This is a genomic window from Salinivibrio sp. PR6 (assembly GCF_001995955.1).
Lineage (GTDB): Bacteria > Pseudomonadota > Gammaproteobacteria > Enterobacterales > Vibrionaceae > Salinivibrio > Salinivibrio siamensis.
Window position 1 is genome coordinate 72615 of record NZ_MUFA01000011.1, and the last position, 18751, is coordinate 91365.

Sequence of the window (18751 nt, forward strand, 5' to 3'; positions counted from 1 at the left end):
CGCCCCGCACTGCGGGGCGTCTTATTATTGCGGATAGCGACTACCGCTTTTTACACAAGACATTGAGCGCCGCATCGGCGTTACGTGTCACCACTTTGCCACTTCGAGCATCTACGCCCTTGGCGCCTTGTACCCAGTACGGTAAGCGCATGGGGAGCTGATCTGTCGCCTGCGCCACTTGCACCAATTCCTGCTGGGAGGCCAACACCATCCCTTCACGTTGACAGCGGGGTGCCGCCTGCGCATAAGGGACACGCAACCAACTCATGGATTTTTCGGTGTATTGCTTATCGCCAGCTTCTGGCTCTGGTAAGCCAAAATGGCTCAAGGTAATCGCCGTATCCATCGGCGCCGACTTTTCAGCTCCCGAGGTCGATTGGGTTTGAGACAGCGGTGGTAAGCGGATCACGGCCGGTTGCGACAATGGCTGACGGGTTTGTCTTAATACCGCCTGCTTGGTTGGTCCAAATTGACGAACCCGCTTTAGCACCAACTGAGCCACGTCTAGGTTAGGATACGGACCAATTAAGCAACGTCCTCGGCCCTCACGCACCTGCACTTGAAACGGCAAGTCCGGTAAGCCTTGACGCAGAGACTGATAGAATTGGCGTGATGGCACGCCTTGCGTGGCGCCGCATTGCACCCAAAACGCCGTGCTCTGCGGATCCGGAGATTGATTGCCCCACAACCCTTGTCCGATATCACATGTCTCGCCAATGATTGGCCAGCCTTGTTGGCGGTCGATAATGGCGCAAGGGTTCTGTTCTGCGCGCACTGGCGCACTGATTGCCCACATTGCTACCACACTGACAGCCAAACCTCGCCACCGCCCCATGAGTCGCTCCCTTGATAATCTAATCTGCTCAGCTTAAGCAAAGAGACACATCGACTCAAGCCACTGATCACCAAGCTGTCAGACAGCTATCAAAAAAATGGCTGCGAACGCAGCCATTTTCCTTACCCTTTGTAGATTTTGGGATTGAAAACATCTCGTAGCCAATCGCCGAGCAAATTGATCACTAGCACCAGTAAGACCAGCACAATGCCTGGGAAGGCGGTTATCCACCACGCGCCGGAGAAAATGTAATTAAAACCGATACTGATCAATGAGCCCAGTGATGGCTGATCGACAGGCATCCCCAGCCCCAAGAAAGACAGTGCCGCCTCAGACATAATCGCATTGGCAACCTGCACGGTTGAAATCACCAAGATGGGTGACAAGCAGTTGGGAAGAATATGACGGAACATGATCCGTGGCGAGCGGAAACCCATCACTCGCGCTGCTTCCACATATTCTTTTTTCTTTTCTGCCAGGACAGAGGCACGAATGGTCCGCGCATACTGTGGCCACTCGGCAATCCCGATAATCACCACCAGCATTAAAATCGCGTATTGGCTATAAAACTCACTGCCAAAGCTGGCTTTAAAAATCGCTGAGACAATAATAGCGACCATCATGGTCGAGAAAGACAGCTGGATATCGGCGATACGCATAAAAAAGCTATCAATGCGGCCACCAAAATAGCCGGCACTCAGACCAATCACCGTCCCCAGAATCAACTGCAGGCCGACGGCACACAAACCTATGGTCAAAGAGATCCGCAAACCATAAATAATGGTCGACAAAATATCTCGCCCTTGGTTATCCGTGCCGAGCAAAAAGCGCGGATCGCTCCACTCCATCCAGACAGGGGGGAGCTCAGAGTCCATAATATCAATCGCCATTAAATCATAGGGATTGGTTGGGGACACTAAGGGCGCAAAGACCGCGAGCAATAAGAACACCATGAAAATGGTGAAGCTAGCGATCGCCACTTTGTCACGCTTAAAGTGGTAGAAGAAGTCAGAGTCCAAGAAGCGCTGCCAACGACTTGGTGTTGTATTCGCTTGTGTCATCGCTTACGCCTCCTTGCCGGTTAAGTTAACCGTTGGGTTAATCAAGCCATACAGCAGATCGACAATGGTGTTGGTCACCACAAAGATCAGCCCGACGAAAATCACGTAAGCGGTAATCAACGGTGTATCTACACGGTTAATCGCTTCAAGGAACAAAAAGCCCGTCCCCGGCCACTGAAAGACGGTCTCGGTCAAAATGGTATACGCAATCATGGTACCGATTTGCACACCACCAACCGTTACCACCGGCAGCATGGTGTTCTTCAGCGCATGCTGATAATAAACCTTGTTTTCGGGCAACCCTTTAGCACGTGCAAATTTCACATACTCGGTTCCCAAGGCTTCCAGCATTTCAGAGCGCACCAAGCGAATGAACAAAGGTAGCATGATGGATGCCAGCGACACGGAGGGCAGCACCAAATGTGCTAAGCCATCCAGGGTGAAAAAGCCGGACTCCCAGCCAAGCCAATTGGCCGTTTCTCCACGCCCATAAGAAGGCAGCCAGCCCAACTCAATCGAGAAGACATACATGAGCATAATCGCGGTCAAGAAGACAGGTATCGAGATACCCACGATACTAAAGCCCATGATTATCTTGGTGAGCATGCTATTGGGGTGAATCGCCGAGTACACCCCGAGTGGAATCGACACCACGACAATGATCAGTGCCGCCCCCGCCACGAGTTCTAGCGTTGCCACCAATTTATCTAAAATGACGTCCACGACTGGACGCTTAAAGAAATAAGAATTGCCTAAATCCCCTTGTAGGGCCTTGCCTACAAAGCGGGTATATTTGGTTAAGAAGGGATCGTTAAGCCCCATTTCATCACGCAGCGCATCACGCTCCGCTTCTGATACTGATTGCCCCACCAGCTCCCGCAAGGGGTCGCCGAGGTTGTCTTGGATAGCAAACGCCACCAGACTGATGACAAACATCACAATCAGTGCCTGTACCAGACGTTTGACTAAAAACGTTACCATGTGTGCCTCTAAGCGATTGGATAATCAGGGCCCCAGCGGTTGGGGCCCTGTTTTAGTCCATTACTCGACCACTAGATCGCCGAAGTAAGGGAAGTTCATACCGTTAACGATCGGCTCGATGTTAACGTTATTTTTGGCTGCCCATGATGGATCTTGCCAGTGCAGAGGTAAGAAAGCCGCTTCGTCATACAGGATCTTCTCGACCTTTTGCAGCATCGCACTACGCTTTTCCAGATCCGTTTCTGAGTTGGCTTCCATCACCAGCTTATCCACTTCGCTGTTCGAGTAGTGGCCACAGTTATACTGACCCTTACCGGTGTCCGCATCACGTGTCATGGTGAGGAACTCGGTGAAGTTGGCAGAATCTTCTGTATCTGGGTGCCAACCGATCATCTGCATGCCCGCTTCGCACTTATCAAACTCAGGCCAGTACTGCGCTTTTGGCATGGTTTGCAAATCAACCTTGATACCAATTTTCGCCATCATTGCCGCCACCGCTTGAGCGATTTTTTCATCGTTCACGTAACGGTTGTTAGGGGCAATCATGGTGATTGAGAAACCATCTGGGTAACCGGCCTCTTCCATCAGTTTTTTCGCTTTGGCCAGGTCATAACGTGGCTCGAGATCAGGATTATAGCCTGCATACCCGACTGGGCTTTGCTGGCTCGCGGGCGTGGCCGCCCCTTTCATGATCTTCTGCGCGATACCTTCGTTGTTGACCGCATAAGCCACCGCTTGGCGAACACGTGGATCTTTAAACTCATCCACCACACTCTGGTTCATTTGGAAAGTGATGACCCGCGTCCCTGGCATGGTCACCAATTGCAGCTCGTCGGCACGTTCGATACGGCGATAGTCGTTAGGAGAAACAGGCGCAATCATGTCGACATCACCAGACAGCAGCGCCGCGACGCGGGTGGCATCTTCTTTGATCGGACGCAGCGTGATGTTATCCACATTGCCTTCGCTGTCTTTGTCCCAGTAATTCTCATTACGGTCAAACTCGACAACCACGCCTTGTTCACGTTCGTCAACCACATACGGCCCGGTGCCTGACAGGTGTGTCGACGCATAGGTTGAGCCATTTTTCTTCAGCTCAGATTTATCACGGCCGTCTTCTGTCTCACCACTGTAGAACTTGCTGTCCATCGGGAACACGTAGGTCATGACGTTTTCTACCAGCGGGTAGGTACCGTCCGTCACCACATCCACCGTGTGCTCGTCGACTTTTTTGATATCAACGATTGGGGTGAAAATCCCTTTAAAGTCGGGGGATGATTTCAAACGATCAAAGGTCCACACCACATCGTCGGCAGTAAACGCGTTTCCGGAATGGAACGTCACGCCTTCGCGAAGATTGAAACGCACGGTTTCATTATCGATACGCTCCCAAGACGTGGCGAGGCGAGGCTCAAAGTCCATCTCTTGGGTAAAGCGGACCAAGGGGTCGAAGACCATGTGTGATAGCTGTAGCGTACCACCGGAAAGCTGCTCATGAGGGTCCAGTGAAACCGGATCCGCATCATACGCGACGGTGATATCTGCAGCCGCGGCACTAACGCTCAGGCCGGCGGCCATAAGCGCCACGGCAATCTTGCTCTTCATTGTTTTCATTGCATAGCTCCTTTATGCGTAGGGGTTGCCCCCTGCTGTGTTTGCATCATGGATGAGGTGCGGCGCAATGCCGCGTCGACATAGCGTGCTATGCCGGTTGCAAACCTTCCGTGCTCATTCCCTTAAACTCTGGCATCAATGAGATAAGCTGACGGCTATATTCGTGTTGTGGGTTAGTAAACAGTTGCTCTGTCGGTGCCACTTCTAACAGCTGGCCTTTGCGCATCACACCAATGCGGTCACACATTTGGCGAATCACCGGCAAATCGTGACTGATAAACAACATGGTGAGATTGAGCTCGTCCTGCAGATCTTTGAGCAGGTTCAAAATTTGCGCTTGTACTGACACATCCAACGCGGATGTCGGCTCATCGCAAATCAGTAAACGCGGACGCGTCGCCAATGCGCGAGCAATCGAAATACGCTGGCGTTGCCCCCCAGAGAACTCGTGCGGATATTTAATCCCTGCGCCGCGACCCAGGCCAACGTGATCAAGCAAGTCGCCGACGATTTGGCGGATTTGAGACTCGCTTTCGGCCAAACGGTGAAAACGAATGGGCTCAGCGATAATGTCGTATATCTTCATCCGTGGGTTCATGGATGAATACGGGTTTTGAAACACCATTTGCATTTGGCGACGAATAGGACGTCGGGCGCGTTCGTTTTTAATCGCGGTCAGATCGATATCTTCAAAAATGATTTGCCCCGTGTTGGGCGGATAAAGCCCGGTGATCGCGCGCGCAATGGTCGACTTTCCTGAGCCCGACTCACCGACAAGACCAAAGGTTTCCCCCTCAACCACGTCAAAGCTGACATGATCAGAGGCTTGGACGTATTCGCGGCGGCTCGCAAAGAGAGAATCCTTAGTAATAAAGCGCAAGGACACATCTTTCACCTGCAGTAGCGGACCGCTGTAAGCGCGCTGATCTTGGCTTTGCCCCAGCCAGTGATTCTTGACATCAAGCTCAAGGGTTTCACCGGCTTCCTCGATATAATTGACCAGCGGAAAGCGGTCCAGCTTGATATCAGAGCGTGGCACCGCTGAAATGAGACTTTGCGTGTAAGGATGCTGAGGCTCACCTAACACCTGCTGGGTGGTGCCTAGCTCCACCAAATCACCACGATACATCACCGCGACACGGTCGGTCACATTGGCGACCACGCCCATATCATGGGTGACCAGCATACAGCCAACATTTTTCTTTTGGCATAAATCGCGGATGAGGTTAAGGATTTGATCTTGGATGGACACATCCAACGCCGTGGTCGGCTCATCGGCAATGATGAGATCCGGCTCCCCGGCCAGCGCAACCGCAATCACCACGCGCTGACGCATCCCGCCGGAAAACTGATGGGGGTATTGTTTGATGCGCAGCTCTGGCTCAGGGATCCCCACCTGCTCCATTAAATTAAGCGCGCGCTGATAGGCCTGTTGCTGCGTCACATTCAAGTTGGTCAAAATGGTTTCGGTAAGCTGCTGCTCGACCGTAAACAGCGGATTCAGGGAGGTCATCGGGTCTTGAAAGATAAACCCAATTTTATCACCGCGCACTTTGCGCATTTCGTTGGGGGTTAGCCCGGAGATTTTTTTACCGTCCAGATACACATCGCCACTGGCAATGCGACCCGGCGGACTGAGCAAATCAATCACGGCATTACCGACCGTGGACTTGCCCGCCCCAGACTCACCCACCACGCCAACAATCTCACCGCGCTCAATCGTTAATGACAATGACGTCACGGCGGCGTGAACGCCATGGCGAGACGGGTACTCTATTCGTAGATTATTTACTTCTAGCAGTGACATTTTTCATCCTTGATATCGTCTTAGGTGACGATCGACTTCCTTACCAAAACAAGGTGATATGATCTTGCCTCGGAGAGATGCGGATTTAATCTGGCAAAAATTTCACAAAAAATCAACATCACAGCAGAAAATGCCATAATGACACAGTCGGCTCGAATATTCATTCACTTGGCTACGATTGTGTACCCAAGCGTCAAACAAAAAATACACTTCATATCATAAAGATATAAGGTATTACGCTTTCCCCTGTTTTAAAGCAAATCGCGCATAGAATAAAGCAAAGTTATTTAACAGCGTGTAAACAATGACAGCGATAAGCACCAAAAAAAACGCATTTGTCGAGTTAATTGATTACTTAATAAATGAAAGGCAGTTTTTTGAACCACACAATGATAGGTATAGCAGTCACATCAAAAGGTGTGGTTTTTATTGCTGATTGGTGACTTTTTATCTATCAGAATCTTGATAGAGTTCTAATTTCTGCATTTTATCCTCTCTCAACGTCGCCACGTAGAGAAAAGAATCATCAACACGTACTCGCAAAGCGATATAAAGTCACCCTATTACAGGGGAAGCTTGAGGAGTAAAGACATGGTCATAGGGAGGAGGGCCAAACAAAAAAACCCCAGCCATTAGGCTAGGGTTTGTAATAGTGGTCGGTGAAGAGGGATTCGAACCCCCGACCCTCTGGTCCCAAACCAGATGCGCTACCAAACTGCGCTATTCACCGACATATTCGCTGTTAGCGAAAATAATGGGGTGGCTGACGGGACTTGAACCCGCGACAACTGGAATCACAATCCAGGGCTCTACCAACTGAGCTACAGCCACCACTGATTTTTTGCCAATTTCCTTTATCCCCGGAATGGCGCGCCCGACAGGATTTGAACCTGTGACCTTTGGCTTCGGAGGCCAACACTCTATCCAACTGAGCTACGGGCGCTTGCCCCGTTGGCGGTGACGAATATTACGGATATCACCACCAGCCGTCTAGCACTTTTTTTAATTTTTTTACTGACTGGTCTCTTTTTCAACAAATTGCGTAGAAATCGTCAGTAAGGTCTCTACTATAACGGTTTAACGTAACAATCTAAAGCGCTATAATCACCTAATCTTTACACGGAGTTAACCCAGCAACGTTGGCAAATCCGTTAAGACGAGACTGACAGGCCGCAACCGAATCACCCTTGATTGATTCACCCCCTTAGGTTGGCGGCAAATAAGATAAAAAAGGCGTTAAGCCACCAGTAATGTGGGAGTGTCATTGTGAGCGCAAAGGGAAAAAGTCTAGGTCAAATTATGGTTGCCACCGTGGCGGCCCTGTTATTTGCTTCTGCTGCGCAAGCGCTAGAAGTGTCTGAGCAAGAAAAAGCCGCTATTGCTGAACGCATTGCCCCGGTTGGTGATGTGTATATTGACGGCGAAGCGCCAACGCAAACCGCCGCCGCAGAGCCGAGTGGCCCACGCAGCGGCGAGCAGGTCTACAACACCTACTGCACCGCGTGTCACGGCACAGGCGCAGCCGGCGCGCCCAAAACAGGCGATGCCGCCGCTTGGGGGCCACGTGTCGATAAAGGCATGGAAACGCTGACCACGCACGCTATCAACGGCTTTAATGCGATGCCTGCCAAAGGGACGTGTATGGATTGCTCGGATGATGAGATTGTGGCGGCTATCGAGCACATGCTCGACGCACTTTAATACCGCCGCGCAACCCGTGTGACAATAACGCCGCCCTTGCGGCGTTATTTGTTTTTATCCAGCATGGCTTTTAGGTTGGCGATCGCGGCTTGCCCTTTCTCCATCCGCTCTTCTTGTGAAACAGGCTTTCTTTGCGACTCCCACTCCACATCGTCAAAAGGAAGCTCTTCCAGGAAGCGGCTTTGCTGAGGTTTAATCACTTCACCAAATTGACGCCGTTCTCGACACACTACAAAGGTCAGCGCCTTTTGCGCACGAGTCAGTCCGACATAAGCCAAACGCCGCTCTTCATCGATATTGTCTTCATCAATGCTCGACTGATGCGGCAATAAACCTTCTTCCATGCCAATCAGGTAGACATAAGGAAATTCGAGCCCTTTGGAGGCATGCAAGGTCATCAACTGGACTTGGTCTGCGTCATCATCGTCTTCCCCCCGCTCCATCATGTCACGTAGTGTAAGGCGCTGAACCACCTCTCTTAAGCTGCGTTCGACCTGATCGGGGTTATCACCTTCTAAGTCGGCGACAATCCAACTATAAAGCTGTGAGACGTTTTTCATCCGCATTTCAGCCACTTTAGGGCTTGAAGACGTTTCGTACAGCCACTCTTCGTAGTGAGTATCACGCAAAAGCGCCCTCACCGCCGCCACGGTATCGCCTCGCTCGGCTTGATCGGATAATTCTACCACCCAGCGGGTAAACGCTTGTAGCGACGCCAAACCACGTCCCGATAAATGTTGACTTAGCCCGAGCTCGAAGCTTGCCGCAAACAAGCTCTTTCCGCGTTGGTTGGCATAACTGCCGAGTTTCTCTAACGTCACAGGGCCAATCTCACGTCGTGGCGTGTTAACGACTCGCAAGAACGCGTTGTCATCATCGGGGTTCGTGAGCAGGCGCAGATAGGCCATGATATCTTTGATTTCTGCACGTGAGAAAAACGACGTCCCACCCGAGATCTTGTAAGGAATGCGGTTTTGCATCAGCGCTTTTTCGATTAAACGCGATTGGTGGTTTCCGCGATAAAGGATGGCGTAATCTTTGTATTGGGTACGTCCGAGAAAACGATGGCCTATCAGCTCGCCGACCACGCGCTCCGCCTCATGTTCTTCATTATTGGCCGTCAATACTTTGAGCATGTCGCCATCAGGTAAAGCAGAAAATAAGGTCTTTTCGAATACATGGGGATTATTGGCAATCAAGATGTTGGCCGCGCGGAGGATGCGACTGGTTGAGCGGTAATTTTGCTCCAACTTCACTACGTGCAAACGCGGAAAGTCTTGCTGAAGATACACCAGATTTTTCGGCTGAGCCCCTCGCCACGAGTAAATTGACTGATCGTCATCCCCGACCACCGTGAAACGTGCACGCTCACCCACTAGCAGCTTCACTAACTGATATTGACTGGTGTTGGTATCTTGATATTCATCTACCAATAAATAACGAATGCGCGCTTGCCACCGCTCGCGTACGGCTTGGTTTTGGCTAAGTAGCGCGACCGGCATCAAAATGAGATCATCAAAATCCAGCGCGTTATACGCACGCATTTGTTTTTGGTAGCGCGCGTAACAGGCGGCAAACAGTTGCTCACGCTCGCCTTGCGCCTGAGCCAGTGCTTCATCCGGCCCCAACATGGCATTTTTCCAGTTGGAAATGGTATGCACTAACTGACGGAGCAAATCTTTATCGTTATCCAACTCTTGTTCGGTCAGGGCTTTTAACAAAGCTAATTGGTCTTGATCATCAAACAGCGAAAAGCCTGCCTTGAGCCCCAAGGTTTTATATTCTCGCCGAATGATATTGAGGCCCAAGGTATGAAAGGTCGACACCATCAAACCACGCGACTCTTGCTTTCCTAAACTTTGTGCTACCCGCTCTTTCATCTCGCGTGCCGCTTTGTTGGTAAAGGTTACCGCAGCGATATGGCGCGCTTTATAGCCACATTTCTGAACCAAATAGGCAATTTTATGGGTAATGACACGTGTTTTTCCCGAGCCGGCCCCTGCCAAGACCAAGCAAGGTCCAGAGATATGTCGTACGGCATCGGATTGCGCGGGGTTAAGTTTCATGGTGACAACACCTCATCAGTGGCTGAATGAGCATTGTAGAGCGAATCCAACTGATGTCTATCTCACCGCAGCAGAGTGCATTTTGCTTGCTACACTTTATGCTTGTCATTTGCGCGAAAAACGCTCTAAAATGAATGAACGTTCATTCATTGCTTGGTGCATTATCTATGGACAAACGTACGCAAATCTTTGCCGCGACCGAGCAATTAATCGCGACGGTCGGGCTCGATAAAGTCTCAATGCAACAAGTGGCGACACAAGCACACGTCGCTGCAGGGACCATTTATCGCTATTTCAAAGACAAGGATGATTTGCTTCGCCAACTGTCTTCACACCTGATGATGCAGTGTGCGACCCATATCCAGCAAGGGGTCAAGGATGAGCCAACACTCAAACGTCAGTTTGAACGCTTATGGCGCAATACTTGGACCATGATGCTACAACGCGATCATCTGCTATTGTCTCGAGACCAGTTTGATGCGCTGCCACGGGACGACCAGTTACACGCTCAGCGGGAGCGAGATGCCTTCTCCGACCTTTATCAAGTCTTTCAAGAAGGTAAGCAACAAGGCGTGCTCAAGCCCCTCGATGATGAGGTATTAATCACCTTGGGACTCGAACCCGCTTTTTGTTTAGCTCGCAAACAGGTTCGGGGTGTTATAACCCTGGACAGTCATGCTATCGCAGATGCGATCCACGCTTGCTGGGATGCAATTTCTCTTCACTAACGACGTTCGGAGCTTACTTCGATGAAAAAATGGTTTTTCTTTATGGTTATCCTCGCGCTGCTGCTGTTTGGCAGTGTGATTGGCTTTAACCTGTTCAAGCAGCAAAAGATTGCAGAGTATATGGCAAACATGCCAGAGCCCACCCACCCAGTCACCGCGGTGACGGTTGAGGCTGAGCCTTGGACACCAACGCTTGACGCCATTGGTTTTGTTGAGCCTAACCAAGGGATCACCTTAACCACCCAAATTGCCGGTGTCGTCGATGTGATTAATTTTGAGTCTGGCCAAACCGTTGAGCGTGGGCAAAACCTGGTCGAGCTCGACTCGAGTGTTGAAAAAGCCAATTTAGCCAGCACCCAAGCTCGCCTACCGGCGGCGGAAGCCAAGTTTAAACGCTACCAAGGACTGTTTGCTAAAGGCTCTATCTCTAAAGAAGCGCTGGATGAAGCCGAGGCCAATTATCGTTCGCTACAAGCTGACATTAACGCACTGAAAGCCACCATTGCCCGTCGTAATATCCAAGCACCCTTCGATGGTGTGATTGGCCTGCGTGATGTTTTCTTAGGTGAATACTTGCAGCCAGGTACGGATATTGCTCGCCTCGAGGATACCTCGGTGATGAAGCTGCGCTTTACCGTGCCACAAACAGATATTTCTAAAATCCGTCTGAGCCAGCCGTTGCGCATTACTGTCGACGCGTATCCTGAAAAGGAATTCATCGGCTCTATCAGTGCCATTGAGCCTGCGGTCAACAGCCAGAGTGGTCTTATCAAGGTGGAAGCGAATATCCCGAATAACGATGGTCAGTTGCGCTCAGGGATGTTTGCCCGTGCCGATATCGTTCTACCTACCATTGAAGAGCAAATCGTGATTGATCAAACCGCGATTAATTTCACCTTGTACGGGGAAAGTGTGTACGTGATCCGCGAAGAAGAAGGGGAAAAACGCGCGTTCCAACAAGTGCTCAAAGTCGGTGAGCGTCGTGGCCATCAAGCACGCATTATCGAAGGTCTGCAACCTGGCGATCAGGTCGTCACCTCCGGCCAAGTGCGGTTAAGCAATGGCTCCAAAGTGAAAATCGTCGAAAACGACGCTCTCACACCACCAGAACAATTACCTCAATTGTAAGACGAGGATGTGATGCGCTTTACTGATATTTTTATCCGGCGCCCCGTGCTAGCCGCGTCAATCAGTATTCTGATTGCGCTGCTCGGCCTGCAATCTTTATTTAAGATGCAAGTCAGGGAATACCCGGAGATGACCAATACCGTGGTCACCATCACAACCAGCTATTATGGCGCCAGCGCCGACTTGATTCAGGGCTTCATTACGACGCCACTCGAACAAGCCGTGGCCCAAGCTGATAATATTGACTTTATGACCTCAGAGTCGGTGCTTGGTTCTTCGACCATTACGGTCAATATGAAGCTTAATACCGACCCAAATGCCGCCTTGGCCGATATTCTCGCCAAGGTAAACTCGGTGCGTGCTCAGCTCCCCGCTGAATCCGAAGATCCGTCAGTATCGATGTCGACCGGTTCGACCACCGCGGTGATGTATGTTGGTTTTACCTCACCCGAGCTCGACTCCAGTCAGATCACCGACTACCTCGAACGCGTGGTCAAACCTCAGCTGTTTACCGTGGATGGCGTTTCCAAAATCGACCTTTACGGCGGGGTGAAGTATGGCCTTCGCGTGTGGCTTGATCCGGAGAAAATGGCGGCATTTAAGCTGGCGGCCACCGACGTGATGTCCGTGCTTGATGCCAACAACTACCAGTCGGCCACCGGTCAGGCGATTGGTACCTTTATGATCTATAACGGCAGTGCCGATACCCAGGTCTCCACCCCTGAAGAGCTGAGTAACTTGGTGGTGGATACCCAAGATGGTCGTGTCGTACGCCTCGGAGACATCGCTAAGGTCTCACTCGAGAAAAGCCATGATCGGGTACGTGCACTGGCCAATGGCTCTGAAGCCGTTGTCGCCGCGATCAATGCCACCCCGTCGGCTAACCCCATCAATATTGCCGCTGACGTCATGGATATGTTGCCGGAAGTTGAGCGCAACATGCCAAGCAATATCGAGATGAATGTGCTGTATGACTCATCAAATGCAATCAATGAGTCCATCAATGAGGTGATCAAAACCATCATTGAAGCGGCACTGATCGTGTTGGTGGTGATCACCCTGTTCTTGGGCTCATTCCGCGCGGTAATTATCCCTATTATCACCATTCCGCTATCCCTGATTGGTGTGGCGTTGGTGATGGAAATGATTGGCTTCTCACTGAACTTGATGACCCTGCTGGCGATGGTGCTGGCTATCGGCTTGGTGGTCGACGATGCGATCGTGGTATTGGAAAACATCGACCGCCATATCAAGCTGGGAGAGTCCCCTTTCCGCGCGGCCATTATTGGTACACGGGAAATTGCCGTGCCGGTTATCTCCATGACACTGACATTGGCGGCTGTGTATGCCCCTATCGCCATGATGGGCGGGATCACCGGCTCGCTGTTTAAAGAGTTTGCGTTAACGCTTGCTGGGGCTGTGTTTGTCTCCGGGATTGTCGCATTAACACTCTCACCGGTAATGTGTTCGACCATGCTGAAAGCCAACGCCAAGCCAAGTCGCTTTGAGCTTGCCGTTCACCGCTTCTTGGATGGAATGACCGACAAGTATGCTCATCTTCTTAGTAAGGTGATGCAACGCCGTCCTGTGGTGGTATCTTTTGCGGTCATCGTCTTTGCCTCTTTACCCGTGCTATTTAATTTTATCCCCAGTGAACTCGCACCATCGGAAGATAAAGGCGTGGTAGTCATGATGGGGACGGCGCCCTCGACGGCTAACCTAGATTACATCCAAAACAGCATGGCGGAAGTGAACCAAAAGCTCGACGAACAACCAGAAGTGGCCTTTTCTCAGGTCTTTTCTGGGGTGCCGAAATCGAATCAAGCGTTTGGTATCGCCTCACTGGTGCCTTGGAGTGAGCGGGAAGCCAGTCAGTCCGAAGTGGTAAAACGCATGGCTGACGAAGTGAAAGACATTCCGGGTATGAAGGTCACCACCTTTGAAATGCCAGAACTGCCCGGTGCCTCCTCCGGCTTGCCGATCCAATTTGTGGTGACGACCCCGAATAATTTCGAAAGTCTCTATCAAGTGACCGCCGAAATTATGTCCGAGGTACAATCTAGCCCGAACTTCGTCTATTCGGAGCTGAACCTTAACTTTGATTCGGCCACCATGAATATCAGCATTGATAAAGACAAAGCTGGGTCATATGGCGTGACGATGCGTGATATTGGCGCCACCATTGGCACCATGATGGCGGATGGCTACGTCAACCGTATCGACTTTGATGGCCGCTCATATGAGGTGATCCCGCAAGTGGAGCGTAAATATCGCCTCAACCCTGAGTCCATTGAGAGCTACTATGTTCGTGCGGCCAACGGTGATTCCATTCCGCTGGGCTCGCTGATTGACATTGAAGTCACCGCGGAGCCTCGCTCACTCCCGCACTTTAATCAGCTAAACGCTGCGACCATCAGTGCGGTATCTGCGCCCGGTGTCACCATGGGTACCGCGGTGGATTGGTTCGAAAGCAAGGCAGCAGAATTGCCTAAAGGCTATCAGCACGATTACCTCGGTGAGTCTCGCCAATACGTGACAGAAGGCAGCGCGCTGTATGCCACCTTCTTGTTCGCCTTAGCGATCATTTATCTGGTACTGGCGATTCAGTTTGAATCCTTGCTCGACCCACTGGTGATCTTGGTCTCTGTGCCACTTGCGATTTGTGGTGCCTTAATTGCTCTCGCGTGGGGGCTGTCATCAATGAACATCTACTCACAAGTCGGGTTGATAACCTTGATAGGTCTGATTACCAAACACGGTATTCTGATCTGTGAGGTGGCTAAAGAGCAGCAACTGCATCATCAAGCCAGCCGAATGGACGCGGTAAAAGAAGCGGCCAAAATTCGTCTGCGTCCGATCTTAATGACCACTGCCGCGATGATTGCAGGCCTCATCCCGCTAATGTTCGCCACCGGCGCAGGCGCCGAGCAACGCTTTAGCATCGGGATTGTGATCGTAGCGGGTCTCGCTATCGGTACGTTATTCACGCTATTCGTTCTGCCAGTGATTTACACCTACCTGGCCAGCAAGCACAAACCACTGCCTGTGTTTGTCGAAGACGATGAACTTGATAAGCTCGATGAAGACTATCGCGCATCACACTAACCCAAAGGGCCTTCGGGCCCTTTTCTTTTATCATCCTTTCGACAAGCTGTGCGTATTTACATAGAATAAAGACAGTTAATAAAGGAGTATTCCATGTTTGACCCCAAAAAACTTGAGCAAATGGCCAAGCAAATTCACGACGCCATGCCTCAGCCTGTTAAAGAGTTAGGCACGGATATGGAAAGCCGTGTGCGCCAAGCCATCCAAGGCCAACTGACTAAGCTGGATGTAGTAAGCCGTGAGGAGTTTGATGTACAAACCCAGGTGTTACTGCGCACCCGTCAAAAGCTCACCGAACTCGAAGCCAAGCTGGATGCCATGGAAACAAAAGTGGGTCAATCGACAGATAACCAAGAATAACCCACGCAGATATAAAAAAGCCTGACCCTCAGGCCAGGCTTCTCTTCCGCGTTATCTCAAACGATCCGCGCTTTTATTTGTCGAGCGCAATTTGTTTCATATCGGTCATATAGCCGCGCAATTCCTCACCGATATACTCAATTGGGTGGTTGCGGATACGGTCATTGACCTCGATTAAGGTGGCGTTGTCGACCTGGTTAGAGGTTTCTCCAAGCCCTTTACCAATCACATCTGCGCTCACTGTTGGCATAAAGTGTTCGCGCAGCAGCGGTGTCGCCACGTTTGCGAATAAGTAGTTGCCGTACTCAGCCGTATCGGAAATGACCACGTTCATTTCGTACAAGCGCTTACGCGCAATAGTATTGGCAATCAAAGGCAATTCATGCAATGACTCGTAATACGCTGATTCTTCGATAATGCCAGATGACACCATGACTTCAAAAGCAAGCTCGACCCCTGCACGCACCATAGCTACCATCAAAATGCCGTTATCAAAGAATTCCTGCTCACTGATGCTTACATCCGACTCGGGATAGTTTTCAAACGCGGTCTGTGCGGTTTCTTCACGCCATGTGAACAAGTCTTTATCGCCGTTTTCCCAATCGGCCATCATGGTCGCGGAGAAATGGCCAGCGATGATGTCGTCCATGTGTTTGTTATAGAGGGGGCGCATCAGTTCTTTAAGCGAATCCGACAACTCAAAGGCTTTGATTTTCGCTGGATTGGATAAGCGATCCATCATGTGAGTGATGCCACCGAACTTTAGCGCTTCAGTAATGGTTTCCCAGCCATACTGAATCAATTTACCCGCATAACCTGGATCAACACCTTCTGCGATCATTTTCTCATAGCAAACGACCGAGCCTGCCTGCAGCATCCCACACAGGATGGTTTGTTCGCCCATCAGATCGGATTTCACTTCTGCCACGAATGAAGAGGCAAGTACGCCAGCACGGTGGCCACCGGTTGCAGCGGCCCATGCTTTCGCAATCTCAAAGCCTTCACCTTTAGGATCATTTTCTGGATGAACGGCAATCAGCGTCGGAACACCAAAGCCGCGTTTGTATTCTTCACGTACCTCGGTACCCGGGCACTTTGGCGCCACCATAACCACAGTAATGTCTTCACGGATACGCTGACCGACTTCGACAATATTAAAGCCATGTGAGTAACCGAGCGCGGCGCCCTCTTTCATCAGTGGCATCACGGTTTCGACGACGTTGGAGTGCTGTTTATCTGGTGTAAGGTTGATCACCAAGTCTGCCTGTGGAATCAAATCTTGGTAGCTACCCACTTCAAATCCATTCTCAGCCGCGTTCTGATAAGAAGGGCGCTTTTCATCAATGGCAGCCTGTCGCAGTGCATAAGCCACATCAAGACCCGAGTCGCGCATGTTTAAGCCTTGGTTGAGCCCTTGCGCACCACAGCCGACAATCACCACTTTTTTACCTTTGAGAAATTCGGCCTCGGTGGCAAATTCGTCACGATCCATAAATCGGCATACGCCTAATTGTTCCAATTGTTGACGCAAATTCAGGGTATTAAAGTAGTTCGCCATGGGGTGCTCCATTGATTCAAATCCGTGATTGGGTGTGTTTTCACCGCGTATTTTTGATACTACCCTAACCACTATATTGCCTAAAGTGATATATTCACAACATAACATTGCAATTACAGCAACAATAAAATCATGAATGCAAAGCAACTCACGGGCTTCCTCCATCTCTGTGACACCAAAAGCTACACCCGGGCCGCACAAGCGATGCACGTCAGCCCCTCAGCCTTGAGCCGAATCATCCAACGTCTTGAAGAAGATATCGGTCAGCCGCTGTTTATTCGCACCAATAAAGCGGTCGATCTCACCCCAGCAGGTAAAACGCTGCTTCCCGTCGCACGCGATATTCTTCAGCTTTGGCACACGACTAAAGCCAGTATCAATGAACATGCCTCTTTGCTCGGCGGTAAGCTCACGCTCTTTTGTTCGGTCACTGCAAGCTATAGCCATTTACCTGAGCTCCTCGCGCGGTTTCGTCAACAATACCCAAATATCGAGCTACAGCTTCTGACTGGCGATCCCGCCCAAGCAGAAGAGAAAGTGCAAGACAATAGCGCCGACATTGCCATTGCCGCTAAACCCAAACGCTTGTCATCCAGCTTGGTGTTTCAACCGATTGATACAGTCAGTTTGTCGGTTATCGCACCGGCAATGGCCAGCAGTGGCATTGACCTACAAGCCATTGACTGGCAGCACACACCATTAATCTTGCCCGAAGCAGGGACAGCGCGCGAACTCGCTGATCAATGGTTGACCAGTAAAGGGATCGAGCCAAACGTCTACGCACAAATAGCAGGCCATGAGGCGATTGTCAGTATGGTGGCATTGGGCTGTGGTATTGGTGTCGCGCCCGATGTAGTGATTGATAACAGCCCAGTAAAAGACAAGGTTGAGCGATTACGCCAAGAAATTGTGCAACCTCTCGAACTGGGCCTTTGTTGTAAAGCTTCCCGCGCAAAAGAGCCTTTACTCAACGCTCTACTCGATGTCATGCGATAAACACAAAAAGCCCCAACACAATGATGCTGGGGCTTAAACGCAAAAAACCCCAGCTTTTCAGCTAGGGTTTCTAAGTAGTGGCGGAGTGGACGGGACTCAACGCGCACTGCAAGTGCCGCGACCAAGACGTCTGGCTCAGGGGAGCTTAAATGCAAAAAACCCCAGCTTTTCAGCTAGGGTTTCTAAATAGTGGCGGAGTGGACGGGACTCGAACCCGCGACCCCCGGCGTGACAGGCCGGTATTCTAACCAACTGAACTACCACTCCGCACCAATGCTGTATGACTAAAGACTTATATCTCTTGGCTTTAATCAATTGTAATCAAAGCCTGGCGATGTCCTACTCTCACATGGGGAGACCCCACACTACCATCGGCGCTGCTTCGTTTCACTACTGAGTTCGGCATGGAGTCAGGTGGGTCCAAAGCGCTATGGTCGCCAAGCAAAATTTTGTAATCTAGAAAGCTGTTCGTTCTCGCCACAATCAACTGGCTTTATTTTAAGTCCAACCAAAACCTCTTGGGTGTTGTATGGTTAAGCCTCACGGGCAATTAGTACAGGTTAGCTCAACGCCTCACAGCGCTTACACACCCTGCCTATCAACGTCGTAGTCTACGACAACCCTTTAGAGAGCTCGAAGCTCTAGGGATGACTCATCTCGGGGCCAGCTTCGCGCTTAGATGCTTTCAGCGCTTATCTGTGCCGAACTTAGCTACCGGGCAATGCGTCTGGCGACACAACCCGAACACCAGCGGTTCGTCCACTCCGGTCCTCTCGTACTAGGAGCAGCTCCCCTCAATCATCCAACGCCC

14 protein-coding genes, 4 tRNA genes and 2 rRNA genes are annotated in these 18751 nt (G+C 50.8%); 6 read left to right on the forward strand and 14 right to left on the reverse strand.

Translation table 11 applies throughout. From position 1 onward, the window contains the following. Positions 1-40 precede the first annotated feature (40 nt). The 9 genes from BZG72_RS10675 to BZG72_RS16620 form a co-directional block, all read right to left on the reverse strand. Positions 41-835 carry an SPOR domain-containing protein gene (locus BZG72_RS10675; protein ID WP_077666774.1) on the reverse strand — a complete coding sequence of 265 codons (795 nt, stop codon included), beginning with the start codon at positions 833-835 and terminating at the stop codon, positions 41-43. Between the two features lie 122 nt (positions 836-957). Further along, a complete protein-coding gene (locus tag BZG72_RS10680; RefSeq protein ID WP_077579522.1) occupies positions 958-1896 on the reverse strand; it encodes an ABC transporter permease in 939 nt (312 codons plus the stop codon). A gap of 3 nt (positions 1897-1899) precedes the next feature. Beyond that, positions 1900-2877, reverse strand: coding sequence for an ABC transporter permease (locus BZG72_RS10685; RefSeq protein WP_046074479.1), 978 nt, complete (start codon positions 2875-2877; stop codon positions 1900-1902). Positions 2878-2937: 60 nt separating this feature from the next. Continuing rightward, positions 2938-4491: an ABC transporter substrate-binding protein gene (locus BZG72_RS10690; protein WP_046074480.1), complete on the reverse strand. Its 1554-nt coding sequence runs from the start codon at positions 4489-4491 to the stop codon at positions 2938-2940. 88 nt (positions 4492-4579) lie between these two features. Beyond that, positions 4580-6298, reverse strand: a complete 1719-nt coding sequence (locus BZG72_RS10695) for an ABC transporter ATP-binding protein (RefSeq protein WP_046074481.1) — start codon at positions 6296-6298, stop codon at positions 4580-4582. Positions 6299-6951: 653 nt separating this feature from the next. Continuing rightward, positions 6952-7028 (reverse strand) — tRNA-Pro (locus BZG72_RS10700). Positions 7029-7053: 25 nt separating this feature from the next. Further along, positions 7054-7129 (reverse strand) — tRNA-His (locus tag BZG72_RS10705). A 35-nt stretch (positions 7130-7164) separates the two neighbouring features. Beyond that, a tRNA-Arg gene (locus BZG72_RS10710) sits at positions 7165-7241 on the reverse strand. A gap of 404 nt (positions 7242-7645) precedes the next feature. Continuing rightward, a complete protein-coding gene (locus BZG72_RS16620; RefSeq protein WP_369795697.1) occupies positions 7646-7735 on the reverse strand; it encodes a hypothetical protein in 90 nt (29 codons plus the stop codon). Here BZG72_RS16620 and BZG72_RS10715 point away from each other — a divergent pair. After that, positions 7706-7999, forward strand: a complete 294-nt coding sequence (locus tag BZG72_RS10715) for a c-type cytochrome (protein WP_369795698.1) — start codon at positions 7706-7708, stop codon at positions 7997-7999. The two genes, BZG72_RS16620 and BZG72_RS10715, sit on opposite strands and share 30 nt — an antisense overlap. A gap of 44 nt (positions 8000-8043) precedes the next feature. On the opposite strand, the gene rep is transcribed toward BZG72_RS10715, so the two are convergent. Beyond that, positions 8044-10065, reverse strand: coding sequence for a DNA helicase Rep (gene rep, locus BZG72_RS10720; RefSeq protein ID WP_077666775.1), 2022 nt, complete (start codon positions 10063-10065; stop codon positions 8044-8046). A 167-nt stretch (positions 10066-10232) separates the two neighbouring features. On the opposite strand from rep, the gene BZG72_RS10725 reads away from it, so the two are divergent. The 4 genes from BZG72_RS10725 (at position 10233) to ubiK (ending at position 15386) form a co-directional block, all read left to right on the forward strand. After that, the gene (locus BZG72_RS10725) at positions 10233-10793 is read left to right on the forward strand and encodes a TetR/AcrR family transcriptional regulator (RefSeq protein ID WP_077579524.1); all 561 of its coding nucleotides are present in this window, start codon (positions 10233-10235) and stop codon (positions 10791-10793) included. 21 nt (positions 10794-10814) lie between these two features. Next, the gene (locus BZG72_RS10730; protein WP_046074485.1) at positions 10815-11921 is read left to right on the forward strand and encodes an efflux RND transporter periplasmic adaptor subunit; all 1107 of its coding nucleotides are present in this window, start codon (positions 10815-10817) and stop codon (positions 11919-11921) included. Positions 11922-11933: 12 nt separating this feature from the next. After that, positions 11934-15026: a multidrug efflux RND transporter permease subunit gene (locus BZG72_RS10735; RefSeq protein ID WP_077666776.1), complete on the forward strand. Its 3093-nt coding sequence runs from the start codon at positions 11934-11936 to the stop codon at positions 15024-15026. A 93-nt stretch (positions 15027-15119) separates the two neighbouring features. After that, complete coding sequence (ubiK, locus tag BZG72_RS10740; RefSeq protein ID WP_077579525.1) at positions 15120-15386, forward strand: ubiquinone biosynthesis accessory factor UbiK; 267 nt, start codon at positions 15120-15122, stop codon at positions 15384-15386. 73 nt (positions 15387-15459) lie between these two features. On the opposite strand, the gene ilvC is transcribed toward ubiK, so the two are convergent. Then, a complete protein-coding gene (gene ilvC / locus BZG72_RS10745; RefSeq protein ID WP_077666777.1) occupies positions 15460-16944 on the reverse strand; it encodes a ketol-acid reductoisomerase in 1485 nt (494 codons plus the stop codon). A gap of 132 nt (positions 16945-17076) precedes the next feature. On the opposite strand from ilvC, the gene ilvY reads away from it, so the two are divergent. After that, positions 17077-17940 (forward strand): HTH-type transcriptional activator IlvY, encoded by an 864-nt coding sequence (gene ilvY, locus BZG72_RS10750; protein WP_069590338.1) that lies wholly within the window; start codon positions 17077-17079, stop codon positions 17938-17940. A 190-nt stretch (positions 17941-18130) separates the two neighbouring features. Here ilvY and BZG72_RS10755 read toward each other — a convergent pair. From BZG72_RS10755 to BZG72_RS10765, 3 genes are all read right to left on the reverse strand, one after another. Next, positions 18131-18207 (reverse strand) — tRNA-Asp (locus tag BZG72_RS10755). A gap of 59 nt (positions 18208-18266) precedes the next feature. Beyond that, positions 18267-18382, reverse strand: a 5S ribosomal RNA gene (rrf, locus tag BZG72_RS10760). A gap of 87 nt (positions 18383-18469) precedes the next feature. After that, a 23S ribosomal RNA gene (locus BZG72_RS10765) occupies positions 18470-18751 on the reverse strand; the annotation flags it as partial.